Below are 15,834 nucleotides of genomic sequence, written 5' to 3'. Positions count from 1 at the left end.
AAATTTTATCAAAACATCAACATTTTAAAAAAAATTATAACAATATGCAAACTTTAACATTCTAATCCGTCAGAAATGTTCAAAATCCAACCCCAATTCATTTTATTATTCGCAAAAAACCGGTCGTTATTTACAATATATATATCATAAAACTAAAAACAGTAAAAACCACATTAAAAAACAGGAAAAACACTGATGAATCAATTGCAATACTGAAATACATTTGTACCATAGAAAATCGGGGATGCTGAAAACCAAAAAGAGTAAGCAATTTTAAAAACTTATAATTATGCCAACTTTAACTCAAGACGCAAAAACAAATTCATTAATGAGCATGCTTTTAAAGCAGGTTTATGACACAGTAACCAACGGAGGAAATCCGGAGCATCTGGGAACAGATGATTTTATCGCATTTGATCCGGTAGGGATTACACTTTCGGAAGACACTTTTGATTATGCACTGAACGGTCTTTTCGGAGATGCTCCTTCGCCAAAACCAATGCTGGACGGAACAGGAAAGCCTATCCTGGATGCCAACGGTAATCCGAAAATAGACATGGAAGCTTACCAGACTGCCTTATCTAACAGCAAATTCAAAAAATACCTGCAGATGGAACAGTTTGCAGCAATGGCCGATGCTATACCATCACAGCTTCCACCACTTACGGAAGACGGAAAAGGAAGAGCGATTACCATTATGAACGATTCTCAGAAAAGAGTTTCTAAGGTATATGAAGATCTTTTACAGTGGTCAGTTGTTGTAGATACAGATTTTGATAAGAAAGTAGAGAAAAAACTGGATTCTCTGAGAGACAAGCTATTCAAAATAAAAAAGGTAAAGAATCCTGATTTTGATGAAAATGCACCAATAGATGATCTGAACAAACCTGAACTGATTCACACTTTTGTTGCCCCTACTTATGCAAAGTATGTAGAGTACCAGATGAAATATTATGATATCGTGGATGCAAACAATGAGATCAGAACTGCCGCAGATAATGGGGATACTGATGCCATGGCAAAATTATCCATTGACGGAAAAAATATGAAAAAGCGTGAAGATGCCGCTTTAAAGGCATGGCAGTCTTTAGGATACAAGGAAGCTGTAGAGCGAATTCAAAATTATCTGAGCGAGATTGAAGAGAAACACATGCTTGTGATCAAGAAAAGAATTCAGGCGGAATTCAGGAACAGCCAGAGAACCAGAATCTTAGATTACACCAATTATTCTCCATGTATTCCGGTAGCAGCCAATGCCTTAAGAGAATCAAAAGGATGGCCAGAGATCTCTATTTCACAGGGGAAATCCAATTACGATTATTCTAAATCGATTCATAACTGGGGAATGGCAGGAGGCTTCAGCATGGGATTATTTTCCATAGGAGCAAAAGGCGGTGGAAAAAATGAAAAAACCCAGATAAACTCTGACTATACAAGCATGGATATTTCTTTCAAAGTAGGAAAAGTAAGAGTGGAAAGAGGCTGGTTCAATCAGCAGTTCATAGAGTCAAAATACTGGAAGCTTCACGAACAGTCTCCACAGACATTAAACGGGGATATGATCAGTGACGGAAATGGCAAGGGACTTATGCCTTCTATCATCACGGAACTGATTATTGCCAAAGATGTTTCTCTGGACTTCAAAAGCAGCAGCTCTGCTTATACTGATGCTAAAAATTCGATATCAGCAGGCGGTGCAGTAGGAATAGGACCTTTCGTAATCGGAGGGAACTACAGTTATGACAATCAGAATGTAAAATCCAGCTATGAGTGGGATGGTAAGAAACTGACCTCAAAAGGAATTTACATCATCGGTTACAAATGCCATATCGTACCGAAATCTCCAAATCCGAATCCTGAGATCAAAAAATGGGCGGACGGAAAATCATAAGCAGAAAGGAAGTCTGAAGCCGGAAGAAGGAAGTTATTGAGTACCAAGATGCAGTCACGGTATCGTTTTAATTAATTTTTTGAGAATTATTAAAAGATGAATGTACCATACTAACTTCCAGCCTCCCTTCTTCTCTCTTCCCATCTTATACTATAATATATCCTTCTCAATAGAATAACCGGCGGAAGCATTTTCTGCCGGTTATTCACCTAAAACCAAAAATAATAACCATGAAATATTTTGTAGCCGTCTACCAGAAACTTAAGAATATTTATATGTCACAAAGTTCTATGGAAAATGATCTGCCCATGATCTGTCCTTCCCTGCGCATTTATGACAATGAGGAACTGGAACTTCTAAAACCTCAGAGCCTTCTGAATGACGAACAGAAAAAAGCGCTTTCGATCATTAAAAAGCAAAATGTAGCTTACGAACTGAACTCTGTGCCTATCTCATCCAACTTTTGGGATCTCAACCCCAATAATTCTTTATTTGATATTTACAGGGACATCCTGGATAAAAACAATCTGAAAAACCTGGAAGAAAATCTCGATAAGGTCCTTGAAAACAAAAGTACCCTTCTTTTTGATGCTAAAAACAGCGACACCAAGGAGTTTAAAACTTATAAAAAATACAGAATACTGTATGAAGACGCCGTCAATAAAGTAACTGACCACCTGTTGCTGTTTGACGGGCTGGAAACTGATGAGGAAAAAAGAAACTGGAATGACCGGCTTATTAACCTAAACAACCTGAAAGAACTGGCTTTTTCTGAATGGAAAGTAAAAGGCAGCAAAGATAATATTGAAAAAGAGCTGGCAAGGATCAACAGATCTTCTGATGCTGATCTGTATCTTGCTATGGCGCAAAATGCAAAACACACTTTTGAGGCCGCAGAAAAAACTGATGTGATCAGCAATTCTTCAATCCACGACATTAATTTTATTCCGTATGATTTCATGGAAAATGAATCGGGATGGAACAGCATACGCATTGAAAGATCTGAACTGGAAGGACTTCATTCTGAAGCTAAAAACGGCAATGAAAATATTCCTTCTGAGATTTTATCTATAGATTATGACGAAAGCATGATCCAGGCCGTGGAAGTGGAATATTCTTTTGTGCATTTAAAAAGAAACTGGTTCAATAAAAACTTTATGCTTTCCAATTATTTTGAATGGAAGGAACCTAAAAAAATATCAGACGGGCAGACGATCTCTAACGATTTCAAGCTTCCGGCATTTCCAAAAACCATGATCCTGATTAAAAACCTGAAAGTGATCCTTGATCCGTCTATTGTCAGCACAAGTGTAAGCAACGCGGAGCAGCTGGTCTATTTCGGTCCTATGGTAATGAAACAGCAGGTTTTCATCAATAAAAACAATAATCAGAAGTTCCTGAAAGCGATCACCAACGTGAAAACCATTAAATCTGATCAGCTTAATTATCTGGCTAAGAAAACAGCCATTGCCGAAGCACAAAAAGTAAACGTCATTAATAATTTTTCTGCCAGAACAGCCTTAGATCCCGAACCTGTAGACAACATAAAAATTATGGCCAATCCGGCATTCGCAGGGAAAACCAATATGGGAAATATCCTGAATAATATTAAGAATTTAAGCCCACTCAACCCGGCTCCGCACGGAGCCAGCCCGGTACAAAACACTCCTCAGCCTACCAACCCAATTAAAACTCCCTGGGGATCATGGGGTCCGAAGTTCCCTACTATTCCCACTCCTACTCCAACCCCGGTACCCACTCCGGTCCCAACACCGATTCCTATCCCTGTTCCGCCACCGCCTACAGATGCTGTTGTACAGTTCCGGGTCTGTGACAAGGTCAATAATGAACCTGTCTATAAATGTGCTATTTCCATTAAAGGAACCAATAACAACAGAATTTTTGAGATCGAAAGCAATGAAGCGGGCATGATCAATCAGCTGATTCCTCTTGGAGAATACAGCATCGAGCTAAGAATTGATGATTATGCAGTTTTGAATCAGAATTTCAGTGTTACCAGCGCGATGCCTCTTAACCTTGAATATAAGCTTCAACGGGAGGAAGTAAAATTCAAATCCTTTTTCCTGATTGGAATGATCTGTGAGAGAATGCCGCAGATACCGGTTAATCAGTAATTGAGGGGAAAGAGGAAAGAGCTAAGAATCAAGATATTAGACTTGAGATTTTGAGACTTGAGACTTTAGACGTATGCTTTATACTTATACTTGAGATGCCGGATTGAATATCTGTCATTGTACTTTATCTAAAATATTCATCATTCATCATTCATCATTCATCATTTAAAAAAAACATCATGAAACTTTTAAAATATTACACAAAAGCACCGGAAGTGCTTACATTATGCGAGATCCTTTATCAACTTGGATACAGCATTAAGATCTCAGATTCATTCACTCTGGAAGTGGATGCAGCCGTGAAAGATTTTCAAAGGAAAAACTCTTTGGTTGTAGACGGAATCGTAGGAGTAAAAACCTGGGCTGTTCTCCTTGAAAAAGAAGAAAAACCCCTGAGCCAGACCGATAAATTTTTGAAAGAAGAAGATCTTATCCATTTCGCAGATGAATACGATCTGGAGCTAGCTGCCGTAAAAGCCGTGAACGAAATTGAAAGCAGCGGAAAAGGATTTTTGATCAACAATAAACCAAAAATACTGTTTGAAGGTCATGTTTTCTGGAGTGAACTTAAGAAAAGAGGCATCGATCCCAATTCTTATTACAATTCAGAAAGCCAGAATGTTCTTTATCCGAAATGGACAAGAGCCTATTACCAGGGCGGCGTGAAAGAATATGACAGATTAAATGAGGCTATCAGCCTGGATGGCAACCCTAACTTTAAAGAGGCCGCATTGTCTTCTGCTTCGTGGGGAAGTTTCCAGATCATGGGTTATCATGCCAAAAGTTTAGGATATCCCGACGTTGTTGCTTTTGTTTCGAAAATGGAACTTAATGAAGGGGAACATTTGAGAGCATTCGGAAAGTTTCTGGAGAAGAATAACTGCCTCGTTCATCTCAGAAATAAAAACTGGGCAGGCTTTGCAAAGCTTTATAACGGAGCGGGATACAGGGAAAATAAGTACGATGAGAAACTTGCTAAGGCCTATGCAAAATATTCACAAAATTAAATAAGAAGTTTGATTTTAAAGTTCCCGCAGACTAGATGGATGCGGGAATTGTGTTTTAAAACTTTCACAGATTTTTCAGATGGCACAGATTCTTATTTTATACTTTAAACCATTAAGATAAATGAAGATGATAAGTTTAGTTAAGAAAAAAATCATTTGATTGTTTTTAAGATGTACACCTTAAAGTGAAGCTAAAACTTCATATTCTTAAAAGCTGAATGATCCTTAATGGTTTAAAATTCTTTCCACAGTTAAACCATATCTTTCTTTTTTATCATTAATTGAAGGTGAAATCTTATCTCAGAATATATTTTCAGAAATCGTCTTTATAACGAAACATCTCAATTTTCTATAAAACACATCCAAAAGCTACAAACTGATAATCAAATGGTTATATTTATCTTTTTTTAACATTAGTTTAACATTTTTGCTTATCTTTGCTTTTCGTCAAATAACCAAGGATGTCTTTATACCAAAAAATTGCAGAAAAACTACAATATATAAGTCCGAGTTTTTATAAAAAAAGATATTTTAAGAATTTAAACAATCTTACTAAGAATAATTTTTCGGCGCGCAATGTAGAACCGGAACTGGTATGGATTAAGGAATACCTGCCAAAAAATGCTGTAATACTGGACATTGGGGCCAATGTCGGAACTTTTCTTTATCAGTTGGAACATAAGCTGAACCATGAACAAATTTATGGTTTTGAACCCAACAAGAAACTTTACCGCCGCCTGAAAAGACTTTTCCCAAGAATGAGAATATTTCCTTTGGCTCTTTCTGACGAAAATACAACTGCCGAATTTAAAGTCCCTATTATTAATGGCAAACTGATTGCCTCCCGGGGAACTTTAAACACCTCTTACAAAGAAAAAGGTGAGGAAAAAAGCTATACGGAAAAAGTAAAAGTGATCAAGCTGGACGAGTGGGCCGCAATAGAGCATTTTGACAGACTGGATTTCATTAAGATAGATGTGGAAGGAAATGAAATGAAAACCCTAGCTGGTGCCAAAAAAACCATCATCCGGTTCCTTCCGACATTAATGGTCGAAATGGAACAGAGACATCACAAAACCCCGATCTGGAATGATATTTCCGAAGTAAAAAGCTGGGGATACGAAGCACAATATCTTAACCGTGAAAGTTTTAGGCTGGAGCTCCTGACGGAAGAGATTTTAATACATAACACCAACGATGAAAAAAACAAGACCAGCTATATAAACAACATTATTTTTACGCCAAAAAACCATTAAAAAAACATTATGAGTGTAGTAGCGAGACAGGGCTTCAAATATTCCATCATAGGTTATATTGGTTTTCTGCTGGGTACCATATCCGCGATTTTTATTTTTCCGTACAATTTTGAATTTTATGGGAAGCTCCGTTATATCCTGCCTACTGCCGAGATGCTGGTTCCTGCTGTAGTATTGGGAATCTCTTACTCCAACGTGAAGTTTTTCCACAGGGTGGAAAAAGACGGCAAGAAACAGAATATGCTGTCGCTGTCACTGCTTACGGTATTTGTTAATTTTATCATTTTTACAGGTGTATTTTTTGTACTGCCCTATTTTTTTCCAAAATTCAGACATTCAGAAGCATGGAAATTAAAGGAGATGATTCTTCCCCTGATTCTCATCCTTTCTTTCTGTGCAATCTTTAATAAATATACCTCCAATTATAAGAGAATTGTAGTATCCAATATTTTTGACAATCTTTTCCCCAAAATAGCCAACCTGGGAGCTTTCTGCCTGTTTGCCTATTTTTTACTCTCGCAGAAAGTAGCGTTTGCCTTCTTTTTCGGAATGTTTGCCCTGATGCTTTTCGGATACGTTTATTATACGAACAAGCTTGAAAAGATAAGACTGGACTTTAATACGGATTATTTTAAGAAAGATAACTTCTGGAAAGAATTTTTCAATTATAGTTTTTTTGGATTTCTGGGAACGTTCGGAAATTATCTGGCGATTAACAGTTTCATGATCGGCGAGTTTCTGGGAATGGAGGAAGTAGGAATTTATTCTGTTCTGTATGCCTTGATTTCTCTGATTTCAATTCCGCAGCTGGGACTGTTCAACATCTCTGCTCCGATCATCAATAAAACGCTGGTTGAGGGTGATATGGAGGAGCTTGACAGGTTTCATAAAAAGACATCATTATCTTTATATTTTTTAGGGGCAGTTTTGTTTTCATGCATCATGGTAGGTTTTCCTTATCTGACGGAATTCATGCCTAAAAACGGAACGATGCTGAGAGAATATGAGCCCGTGGTATGGATCTGGGGCTCTGCAGTTTTAATTGATCTGGCAACAGGTTTTAATGGGAATATTATCTCGCTTTCCAAATACTACAGATTCAATATCCTGATTATGCTTCTTCTGGCCGGCCTTACGGTTGGACTGAACTATTATTTCATTAAAAATACGGATCTGAAACTGATCGGAATTGCTTTATCTACAGCTATTTCACTGACGACTTACAATGTCATTAAGATCGCTTTCAATTATTTTGTTTTTAAAGTATCTCCCCTGACGATTGAAATGATCTTCGTTTCCATCATCTGTACTTTAGCGATTACAGTAGCGATTGTTTTACCAACTTTCCATAATAATTTCATCAATTTAATTTACAAACCAGCTGTTGTTTTGATACTAATCTACATCGGAAATTATTTCACCAAAGTATTTCCACTTGACGATTACCTGAATGCAAAGTTCATTAAAAGTATTTTTAAATTTAAATAGAGATCAGGCCGGAAAGAACATCTTCCAGTTTTTGCAGAACTAACTTTTTGCTGTAGTTTTTCTGAAAATCAAAACGGGCATCTTTCAATGCTTTCAACTGCTCCAGAATATTTTCCTTCTCAGGAACAATAAATTCTAATTTCGAAGGATAATTTTCAGGAAAAACAGCTGTTTTACCATATTTGATGGCATCACCTAAGTTCCCGGTCATTTTGGTCAGGCCATAGATTTCTTCCCGGCTGAAAAATTCTGTTTTCTGCTGAATCGGGCACCATAGGACGTCTGCACTCTGCATCAGATTTTCAAAATCATGATGGGAAACCCGGTCTGAAAAATACTGTACAGAGATATTTTCCGGAAGTTTCTGGGACAGTTTTTCCAACTGCTTCAGCTCATTGTCTTTAGCTTTTCCAAGAAATATAAATTCACATTTCTCTTCAGCTTTTAAATTCTGAATGGTTTTAAAAACGTGATGGTAATCTCTTCTCTTTTGTGAAACACCTCCCGGGATGACAACCGTAAGGCTGTGGTTTTCCTGCTTTTCCAAATCCTTGCTGTAAAAAAGAGGTAAGAACTTATATATACCTGATGAAAGTTCTTCATCCAATACCAATAGATTTTTGGCATTTCTGTACGCTTTTGAGGCATAAAAAAGACCTTCTTTCCACCAAAGCTTCAGCCGGTAGATAACATCTCCCCTGAAAACACTTTTCATCAAAGCACTTTTTGAAGCCACCGAAAAATTCATATTATGAACAATAACGGATACATTATATTTCTGAACCAATGCATGAAAAGTATTGAAATACCGGTGAACCGTTCCCAAGATAATCAGATCATATTTTTTTAATTTCAACTGCTCCATGATCATCGAACTGTCGGATAAAAACACAGATTCACCGTCCTCCTCAACCAAATCCTTGATCTTTTTTGAAAAATAATAATCTACACTAAATTCTGAAGAATCTTTCATAATATCCATGAAAGCCTGCGCAATTTCTGCGTGGGTATCTATTTCTATGTAGGCGATTTTTTTCAATTAGGGTTTAGGGTTTAGGGTTTAGGGTTTAGGGTTTAGGGTTTAGGGTTTAGGGTTTAGGGTTTAGGGTTTAGGGTTTAGGGTTTAGGGAAGGTAGAAATATGAATTTAAATATGGGATTTATCTTTTTATATTTTCAGCCATTTTTTCTTCAGCATTGTCCATCGTTTATCGTTAATGACTTTCTGTTCGTCTTTGGAGATCTTCAGTTCCAGCCTGGCTGTTTTGCAGGCTTCGTAAGCTTTGATGATCTTAAAGAAAAAAGAAACAGATCTGCTCTTCGCAGCTTCCTTTGAAGAAGCAATATAGGCAAGAAATCTGTTCAGACCTAAAAAGTAAAAATATCTGCCGTAATAGTCTGCCGGTCTGATTGTATAATCTGCCCCTTTTACCTTGATCAGTTTTACCTGCAACTCAGGAATAACAACTTCTTTCCAGCCCAGGTTTTCCAAAAGAATGGCATCAATATTGTCCCAGCCCAGCGTTTCTCTCAAGCCTCCGATCTGAATGAAACATTCTTTGCGATACGCTTTCATAGGGCCTCTTACGTGATGCTTATTTGAATTTCCCTCGTATACCCAGCCGCCATCTTTCTCCACATACAGCAAACCTCCGACAAGCCCATATTTGGGATTATTTTTAAATGCATGTTCTAATGTTTCCAGATAATTTTCGGGAAGGATAATATCAGCATCAAATTTACAGATCATATCAAATTCATCTATATCCTGAGTCTTTAATCCGTTTTTGAATGCACTTACCACTTTAGAACCCGGCTGATGGGCAGATTTCTGAAGATTCACCGTTTCAAAACGGGAATCATTTTCTGTATATTTTCTGATTATTTCGGCTGTTCCGTCTGTAGAACCGTCATTAACCACAACAGTTTTGAAATCCTTAAAGCTCTGCTGCTGTAAAGAATCCAGTGTGAATGAAAGATTTCCTTCTTCGTTATGTGCAGGAATTATGATTAAAAACCTCAAGCCTTTAAATTTATAGATGATGGATAATAAGCGATAACTGATGATTCATTCACCACCTGTTATCGCTTATATTATTTTATTTGTTGTGCGGTTTCAGCATGTTTTTCGGATCCAGGATCTCATCCAGCTTTTCCTGGGAAAGAATTCCTTTTTCCAAAACAAGATTATAAACACTGTTTCCGGTTTCAAGAGCTTCTTTCGCAATTTCCGTAGACTTTTTATACCCGATATATGGATTAAGCGCTGTTACAATCCCGATGCTGTGCTTTACCATATTCAGGCAGATTTCCTTGTTAGCGGTAATTCCTACAACACATTTTTCACGAAGCGTATCTAAGGCATTGCAGAGAAAATTGATGTTTTCCATTATCGCATGGGAAAGTACAGGTTCCATTACGTTAAGCTGTAACTGCCCTGCTTCTGCAGCAAAGGTTACGGTAAGATCATTTCCAAATACTTTAAAGCACACCTGGTTTACCACTTCCGGGATAACAGGGTTCACTTTTCCAGGCATAATGGATGATCCAGGCTGCATAGGAGGAAGATTGATCTCAAATAATCCGGCTCTAGGGCCTGAAGAAAGCAGTCTCAGATCATTACAGATCTTTGAAAGCTTTACGGCAAGACGTTTTGTAGCGGAAGAATAGATCACATAAGATCCTGTATCCGGTGTCGCTTCAACCAGATCCGGTGCAGAAATAACCGGAAAGCCGGTAATCTGAGCGAGGTTTTTTGCACAAAGGGTTGCATAGCCTACCGGAGCGTTCAGTCCTGTACCAATGGCGGTTGCTCCCATATTCACTTCTACGAAAAGGCTGGCATTGTTGTTTAATTTAGAAATATCTTCTTCCAGAGTAGCTGCATAGGCTTCAAACTCCTGTCCTAAAGTCATTGGAACAGCATCCTGAAGCTGGGTACGGCCCATTTTGATTACATCATGAAATTCTTTTCCTTTGGCACGGAAAGCTTCAACGATTTTTTCAAGCCTTTCAACAAGTCCGATATTCATATGCAGCAGTCCCATCTTGATGGCCGTAGGATAGGCATCGTTGGTGGACTGGGAAAGATTAATATGGTCATTCGGCGAACAAAATTCGTATTCTCCTTTGTTTTTGCCTAATTTTTCTAAAACGATGTTGGCAATCACTTCATTCGCATTCATATTGATTGAAGTCCCGGCTCCTCCCTGGATCATATCCACAGGGAATTGCTCATGGTATTTTCCGGCTACAATTTCATCGCATGCTTCCGCTATTTTGAAATACAGGTTTTCATCCAGCAGACCCAATTCATAATTGGTTTTTGCCGCTGCTTTTTTTACAAAAGCCAGACCTTTGATAAAATCCGGATAGGAAGACAGAAGCTGTCCTGAGATTTTGAAGTTATCGATCGCTCTTTGCGTCTGTACCCCATAATATGCGTTTGCAGGCACATTGAGTTCGCCTAACAGATCACTTTCTTTTCTGAAATTTTCCATTACAGATATTTTAGCTGTTTTTATTTTTAGATATAGTAAAAACGCATCTTAACCGATGCGTTCTCATTGTTATTTCGCTGGATATTTTTGATTTAAAGCCTGAAGAATTGCCCATGTTTCGGCATCCATAATTCCGTCATAGTTCTGGGGACGGAAATGGTACTGCAAAGCTTCAATAGTTCTTTTTGTTGCATCATCCCATTTTCCGCTCAGATCCACATAATATCCGAATTTCTGCAATGCCGTCTGGATAGCAAAGATAAAGGAAGGGTCGTTATATTTAAGAGGTACTTCTTCCTGTGCCAGAGCTAGGAAATTCTGCTTTACAGTTTCATCGTACCACATTCCGAGCTGGTATTCATCATACAGCTTTTTCCACGGAAACATAGGTCCCGGATCCTGTTTTCTGGTTGGCGCAATATCTGAATGAGCCAGTACGTTAGTCGCAGGGATCTGATATCTGTTGACAATATCCTTAGCCAGAGCAGCCACTTTTTTTATCTGATCATCACTGAATGCTGCAAATATTTTTTTCCCTTCAGCATCTGATGTATATCCGGCATTAACGATCTCAATACCTATAGAAGTATCATTAAGGTTTTTATCATTTCTCCAGTTACTTACTCCGGCATGATAAGAACGTTTGTTCTCGTCCACCAGCTGATAGATCTCATTGTCTCCGGTATTATTCACCAGATAATGGGCACTTACACCCTGCTGGGTAAGAACCGTAATGGATTTATCATCAGGTAATGCTGTATAATGCAATATAAGATAGCGCTGTCTAAAATTCTGCCCTATGGCAGGGAAATAGGTCTTTACGACTTTGTATCCTGCCGGCTTTGCTGACACGATAGAACCGTAACTTGCCGTGTTGTCATTTTTTGCAGGATCAGCAAGATTGGTTGTAAAAAATTCAACTCCGTGTTCATTGGTAATTTTAGGTTTTGCAGTCTCGGCCACCGGAGTTTTAACTGTCGGTTTTGCCTGTGATACCGGGGCTTTCGGCTTATAGGTACTTTTTTTAACATTTTGCTGGGAAGTACATGAAAAAACAAAAGTACTTAATCCGATGATATATAATGTCTTACGCATCAGTTTAATTTTTTAATCATTTATCTGCTCAAAAATACGCAAATTTTTCTTGAATATTATTTGGTAAATAAAGAAATCTATTCTATATTTGCACTCGCAATAACGGAACAACGATCATTAAAAAATAAGAAAAAAGGAGGGTTGCCAGAGTGGTTAATGGAGCAGTTTGCTAAACTGTCGACGTGCAAGCGTCGCAAGGGTTCGAATCCCTTACCCTCCGCATTTTTTTCTTACATCAATATACACTTCGGGGCGTAGCGTAGTCCGGTCATCGCGCCTGGTTTGGGACCAGGAGGTCGCAGGTTCGAATCCTGCCGCCCCGACTGTTTTAGTAATTTTCTCAAAATTATTTAATGGGTGCGTAGCTCAGCTGGATAGAGCATCTGCCTTCTAAGCAGACGGTCTCAGGTTCGAATCCTGACGCGCTCACTTAAAACTCACAATTTCTATTGTGAGTTTTTTATTTATATAAATTTCATGTGTTTTTGCTACAGGCTTTAACTTTACTCTCAATCTTTTAGGATCATTTAAAGTTCGGTTTTTGAAACGTGAATTCTTTATTTCACAATTCAAAAATTCCTTTAAGTTATAATTATCTTGTCTTTTCTGTTCAAACAAACTATTAAAATTCAACAAAATTTTCAATAAATGGAGGACATTTAAACTTATTACCGACAAAACACTTTTCAGGTATTATAAAATCCTGAAACTCTATTCACCGGTTTTCCAGCCATTCTAAAAATTCACTGGCTTTTTCTCTGCCCACTATTAATTTCTCTTCTACAGGCTGTTTAAGTTTTATAATTAACTTTCGATCAAAATAATGCTGTACTTCTGAAATGCTTTTAAAAGTAATAAGATATTGCCGATTGATGCGAAAAAAATTTTTTCTGCTTACCTTTTTATGTATTTCATCAAGAGATTCATTTACACAGTATACTACTTTATCATCAGTTACAAGATTAATCCCTGTTATACTTTTATAAAAATAAGCAATAGATGAAGTAGGAATATTAACATAGGCATTGCGGCTGTAGATTAAAAAATTCTGCTTGCCATCATTGTTAGTAAGTGACTTAAGTATTTTAGAAATAGATTGTGCTGATATACTTTCATGAAAATACTTTTTTAGATTTTCTACCTTGCTGAGTGCCGATTTTATATCATTTTTATTGAATGGCTTAAGGATATAATCTATACCATTATTTTTAAAAGCCTGAACAGCATATTCATTGAAAGCTGTACAAAAAATAACCGGCGAAAAAACTTTAACTTCTTCAAATATTTCGAAGCTTAGTCCGTCGGCAAGCTGTATGTCCATAAAAATAAGATCCGGACTTTCATTTTTCTGAAACCAGATAACAGCACTTTTGATACTTTGCAATATATCCAAAATCTCTGCCTCTGCATCCATTGCCTGTATTGATTTTGCAAGAGATTTAGCTGTTTTTATTTCATCTTCTATAATTAGGATCTTCATGAATAATAGGTAATTTTATAATAAACTCTTCATCTGTATCGGTGATTTCTATTTCTTTTAAATTGATATAGCTATACCTTCCCTTAATATTTGACAAACCAATTCCGAAAGATTCCTGATTATTTTTTAACTGTTTGTTGTTTTTTACAACAAGATAATCCTTTTCTTCATAAATTTCAATGTATAGCGGATGTTCCAGTGAAACAATATTATGCTTAATGCAATTTTCAACCAGCAACTGCAGGGTAAAAGGAGGAATAAAAGTCTTCTTTAAATCTTCTTCCAGACTAATACTAATACTTATCCCTTCTTCAAATCTGGATTTCAGCAAAAAAGTAAAAGACTCCAGAATGTCGAGCTCATTTTGTAATATAATCAAATCGTCTTTTTTATTTTCTAAGGAAAACCTATAAAAATGTGAAAGGCTTCTTACAAAACCTGAAGCTTCAGGATCATTCATATCAATCATTGCCTGCAGAGTATTGAGGCTGTTAAAAAGAAAATGCGGATTTACCTGCTGCTTCAGCAATTCGTATTGTGCATTCAAATTTTCAGCTTTCGTACGTTCATACTGCAACAGAATCTGTTGCGCATTATAGCTTTGATACAAAAAATGAATGAACATAAAAATAGTGAGATTAATTAAAACTCCCCTGAATTGGTACATCATTATCATCGATCCAAAATTATATTTAGGAAAAATAAACTGGTGAATAGTAACCAAAGTAAACATAAGAACAATTCCCAGCAAATTGCTTATCAATAATCTTTTTGTAAAAAAATTATTCTGGATTCCATGAACGGAATATTTTGGCAAAAAAAACAGGTTATAATACCAAACTGAAAGGGCATACAAAAAAGCAATGGAAGCGTCTACACTCAGCTCGACCCATGTAATATTCAGCTGTACAATTTTTGGGATAGATGCCAACACACCTATAAACAAGGAGCTAAACCAGATTATTTTCCCGGATACCCGAAAAATACCATTGCTTTTAGGATTAATATATTTAATGAAATGCATAGCAAAAATGTCTAAGCTTGAAACAAGTAAATGTAAACAAACTTAGACGAAAATGAACTTATAATGAGTTGTGTTTTTAGAATCCGCCGATATTAATCTACAGCAGCATTCATATCTTTTACTGCTACAGGCCAAACACCGCCAGGTACCGGAAATGAAACGCCTTTGTTGCTTCCCATCACTTTATTATCCTGTCCGAAATAATATAGCGGCCATCCTTTGTAGGTTAATTGTTTTTTGCCATATACATTAATACTTCCGAACAATGTTCTATCCAAAGAAGAAGGCACTACGATTTTATCTTCTTCGTACACCGCCCATACATTATTATTGGAAAAATCTGCTTTGGTAAAAATATTTTTATTCTTTTTATCATTTTTAAAGGTATACAGTGTCACACCTCTGCTGTCTGTAAAATATAATGTTTTGCCTATCCCTTCGGTATATTCAGAGGTATAGTTTTTACCATCATTACCGGTCAGCTGTGCATTGGTCAGCATAATTGTATAATCTGGCTTTGCAACATACCAGACGTTACCCACTCCATTCCCTTTAACTTCTCCTGCAGGTTCGGGTGTATTTACCTCATTTACTTTCGGAGCATAATAATAAAGCGGATGGCCTTTGTAAGTCGTTTGTTTTCTTCCGGAAGCTGTGGTGATGGTGGAAAAATCAGTGATCTCCAATCCTTCAGAAATTTTGCCTTGTGTCAAGCTATCAACATTAAATACCGGCCATATTGCTTCGCATGCTCCTGTGCAGGAATTTTTACCATCAAAATCATTTGCAAAATAATAAAGCGTTCTCCCATCTTTATCCGTAAGGATGTTACCTAAATCAGCATTGGATTTTAACTGTACTTCATACTGTGGCATTGAATTTTCACCATCATTTTTGGAGCAACTTGTAAACAAAACACCTAACCCTAAGGCTAATGCCATAATTTTTGTTTTCATTTG

12 protein-coding genes and 3 tRNA genes are annotated in these 15,834 nt (G+C 37.1%); 8 read left to right on the top strand and 7 right to left on the bottom strand.

Features of this window, described 5'->3' with window-relative positions; all coding sequences use genetic code 11:
• Positions 1–289 precede the first annotated feature (289 nt).
• The 5 genes from AC4IFE_RS12080 (at position 290) to AC4IFE_RS12060 (ending at position 7,777) form a co-directional block, all read left to right on the top strand.
• Positions 290–1,891: a hypothetical protein gene (locus AC4IFE_RS12080; RefSeq protein WP_490757416.1), complete on the top strand. Its 1,602-nt coding sequence runs from the start codon at positions 290–292 to the stop codon at positions 1,889–1,891.
• A 230-nt stretch (positions 1,892–2,121) separates the two neighbouring features.
• Complete coding sequence (locus AC4IFE_RS12075; RefSeq protein WP_490757414.1) at positions 2,122–4,026, top strand: hypothetical protein; 1,905 nt, start codon at positions 2,122–2,124, stop codon at positions 4,024–4,026.
• Between the two features lie 179 nt (positions 4,027–4,205).
• Entirely contained in the window at positions 4,206–5,033 is an 828-nt protein-coding gene (locus tag AC4IFE_RS12070) for an N-acetylmuramidase domain-containing protein (protein WP_490757412.1), read from the top strand.
• Between the two features lie 461 nt (positions 5,034–5,494).
• On the top strand, positions 5,495–6,289 hold the full coding sequence (locus AC4IFE_RS12065; RefSeq protein WP_490757410.1) for an FkbM family methyltransferase: 795 nt from the start codon (positions 5,495–5,497) through the stop codon (positions 6,287–6,289).
• Between the two features lie 9 nt (positions 6,290–6,298).
• Entirely contained in the window at positions 6,299–7,777 is a 1,479-nt protein-coding gene (locus tag AC4IFE_RS12060) for a lipopolysaccharide biosynthesis protein (RefSeq protein WP_490757408.1), read from the top strand.
• Here the strand turns inward: AC4IFE_RS12060 and AC4IFE_RS12055 are convergent.
• The 4 genes from AC4IFE_RS12055 to AC4IFE_RS12040 form a co-directional block, all read right to left on the bottom strand.
• The gene (locus AC4IFE_RS12055; protein ID WP_490757406.1) at positions 7,770–8,816 is read right to left on the bottom strand and encodes a hypothetical protein; all 1,047 of its coding nucleotides are present in this window, start codon (positions 8,814–8,816) and stop codon (positions 7,770–7,772) included. The two genes, AC4IFE_RS12060 and AC4IFE_RS12055, sit on opposite strands and share 8 nt — an antisense overlap.
• 128 nt (positions 8,817–8,944) lie before the next feature.
• Positions 8,945–9,799, bottom strand: coding sequence for a glycosyltransferase family 2 protein (locus tag AC4IFE_RS12050; protein WP_490757404.1), 855 nt, complete (start codon positions 9,797–9,799; stop codon positions 8,945–8,947).
• A 76-nt stretch (positions 9,800–9,875) separates the two neighbouring features.
• Positions 9,876–11,276, bottom strand: coding sequence for an aspartate ammonia-lyase (gene aspA / locus AC4IFE_RS12045; RefSeq protein ID WP_490757402.1), 1,401 nt, complete (start codon positions 11,274–11,276; stop codon positions 9,876–9,878).
• Positions 11,277–11,345: 69 nt separating this feature from the next.
• Complete coding sequence (locus AC4IFE_RS12040) at positions 11,346–12,371, bottom strand: N-acetylmuramoyl-L-alanine amidase (protein ID WP_490757400.1); 1,026 nt, start codon at positions 12,369–12,371, stop codon at positions 11,346–11,348.
• 135 nt (positions 12,372–12,506) lie between these two features.
• Here AC4IFE_RS12040 and AC4IFE_RS12035 point away from each other — a divergent pair.
• The 3 genes from AC4IFE_RS12035 to AC4IFE_RS12025 all read left to right on the top strand — a co-directional run bounded on the left by AC4IFE_RS12035 (position 12,507) and on the right by AC4IFE_RS12025 (position 12,800).
• Positions 12,507–12,591 (top strand) — tRNA-Ser (locus AC4IFE_RS12035).
• A gap of 28 nt (positions 12,592–12,619) precedes the next feature.
• A tRNA-Pro gene (locus AC4IFE_RS12030) sits at positions 12,620–12,694 on the top strand.
• A gap of 32 nt (positions 12,695–12,726) precedes the next feature.
• A tRNA-Arg gene (locus tag AC4IFE_RS12025) sits at positions 12,727–12,800 on the top strand.
• Positions 12,801–13,086: 286 nt separating this feature from the next.
• On the opposite strand, the gene AC4IFE_RS12020 is transcribed toward AC4IFE_RS12025, so the two are convergent.
• The 3 genes from AC4IFE_RS12020 to AC4IFE_RS12010 all read right to left on the bottom strand — a co-directional run bounded on the left by AC4IFE_RS12020 (position 13,087) and on the right by AC4IFE_RS12010 (position 15,831).
• Positions 13,087–13,851, bottom strand: a complete 765-nt coding sequence (locus AC4IFE_RS12020) for a LytR/AlgR family response regulator transcription factor (protein WP_490757398.1) — start codon at positions 13,849–13,851, stop codon at positions 13,087–13,089.
• Positions 13,826–14,875, bottom strand: coding sequence for a sensor histidine kinase (locus AC4IFE_RS12015; protein WP_490757396.1), 1,050 nt, complete (start codon positions 14,873–14,875; stop codon positions 13,826–13,828). The genes AC4IFE_RS12020 and AC4IFE_RS12015 overlap by 26 nt, the downstream gene beginning before the upstream one ends.
• 92 nt (positions 14,876–14,967) lie before the next feature.
• Complete coding sequence (locus tag AC4IFE_RS12010) at positions 14,968–15,831, bottom strand: hypothetical protein (protein WP_490757394.1); 864 nt, start codon at positions 15,829–15,831, stop codon at positions 14,968–14,970.
• Positions 15,832–15,834 lie beyond the last annotated feature (3 nt).

It is taken from the genome of Chryseobacterium sp. UF-81, assembly GCF_058245105.1.
This window is presented reverse-complemented; position numbering and strand designations above follow the sequence as displayed.

Coding starts and splice junctions, on each gene's coding strand:
- aspA (WP_490757402.1), bottom strand. CDS start 11,276: ATGGAAAATTTCAGAAAAGAAAGTGATCTGTTAGGCGAACTCAATGTG.
- AC4IFE_RS12075 (WP_490757414.1), top strand. CDS start 2,122: ATGAAATATTTTGTAGCCGTCTACCAGAAACTTAAGAATATTTATATG.
- AC4IFE_RS12040 (WP_490757400.1), bottom strand. CDS start 12,371: ATGCGTAAGACATTATATATCATCGGATTAAGTACTTTTGTTTTTTCA.
- AC4IFE_RS12080 (WP_490757416.1), top strand. CDS start 290: ATGCCAACTTTAACTCAAGACGCAAAAACAAATTCATTAATGAGCATG.
- AC4IFE_RS12060 (WP_490757408.1), top strand. CDS start 6,299: ATGAGTGTAGTAGCGAGACAGGGCTTCAAATATTCCATCATAGGTTAT.
- AC4IFE_RS12065 (WP_490757410.1), top strand. CDS start 5,495: ATGTCTTTATACCAAAAAATTGCAGAAAAACTACAATATATAAGTCCG.
- AC4IFE_RS12010 (WP_490757394.1), bottom strand. CDS start 15,831: ATGAAAACAAAAATTATGGCATTAGCCTTAGGGTTAGGTGTTTTGTTT.
- AC4IFE_RS12015 (WP_490757396.1), bottom strand. CDS start 14,875: ATGCATTTCATTAAATATATTAATCCTAAAAGCAATGGTATTTTTCGG.
- AC4IFE_RS12070 (WP_490757412.1), top strand. CDS start 4,206: ATGAAACTTTTAAAATATTACACAAAAGCACCGGAAGTGCTTACATTA.
- AC4IFE_RS12020 (WP_490757398.1), bottom strand. CDS start 13,851: ATGAAGATCCTAATTATAGAAGATGAAATAAAAACAGCTAAATCTCTT.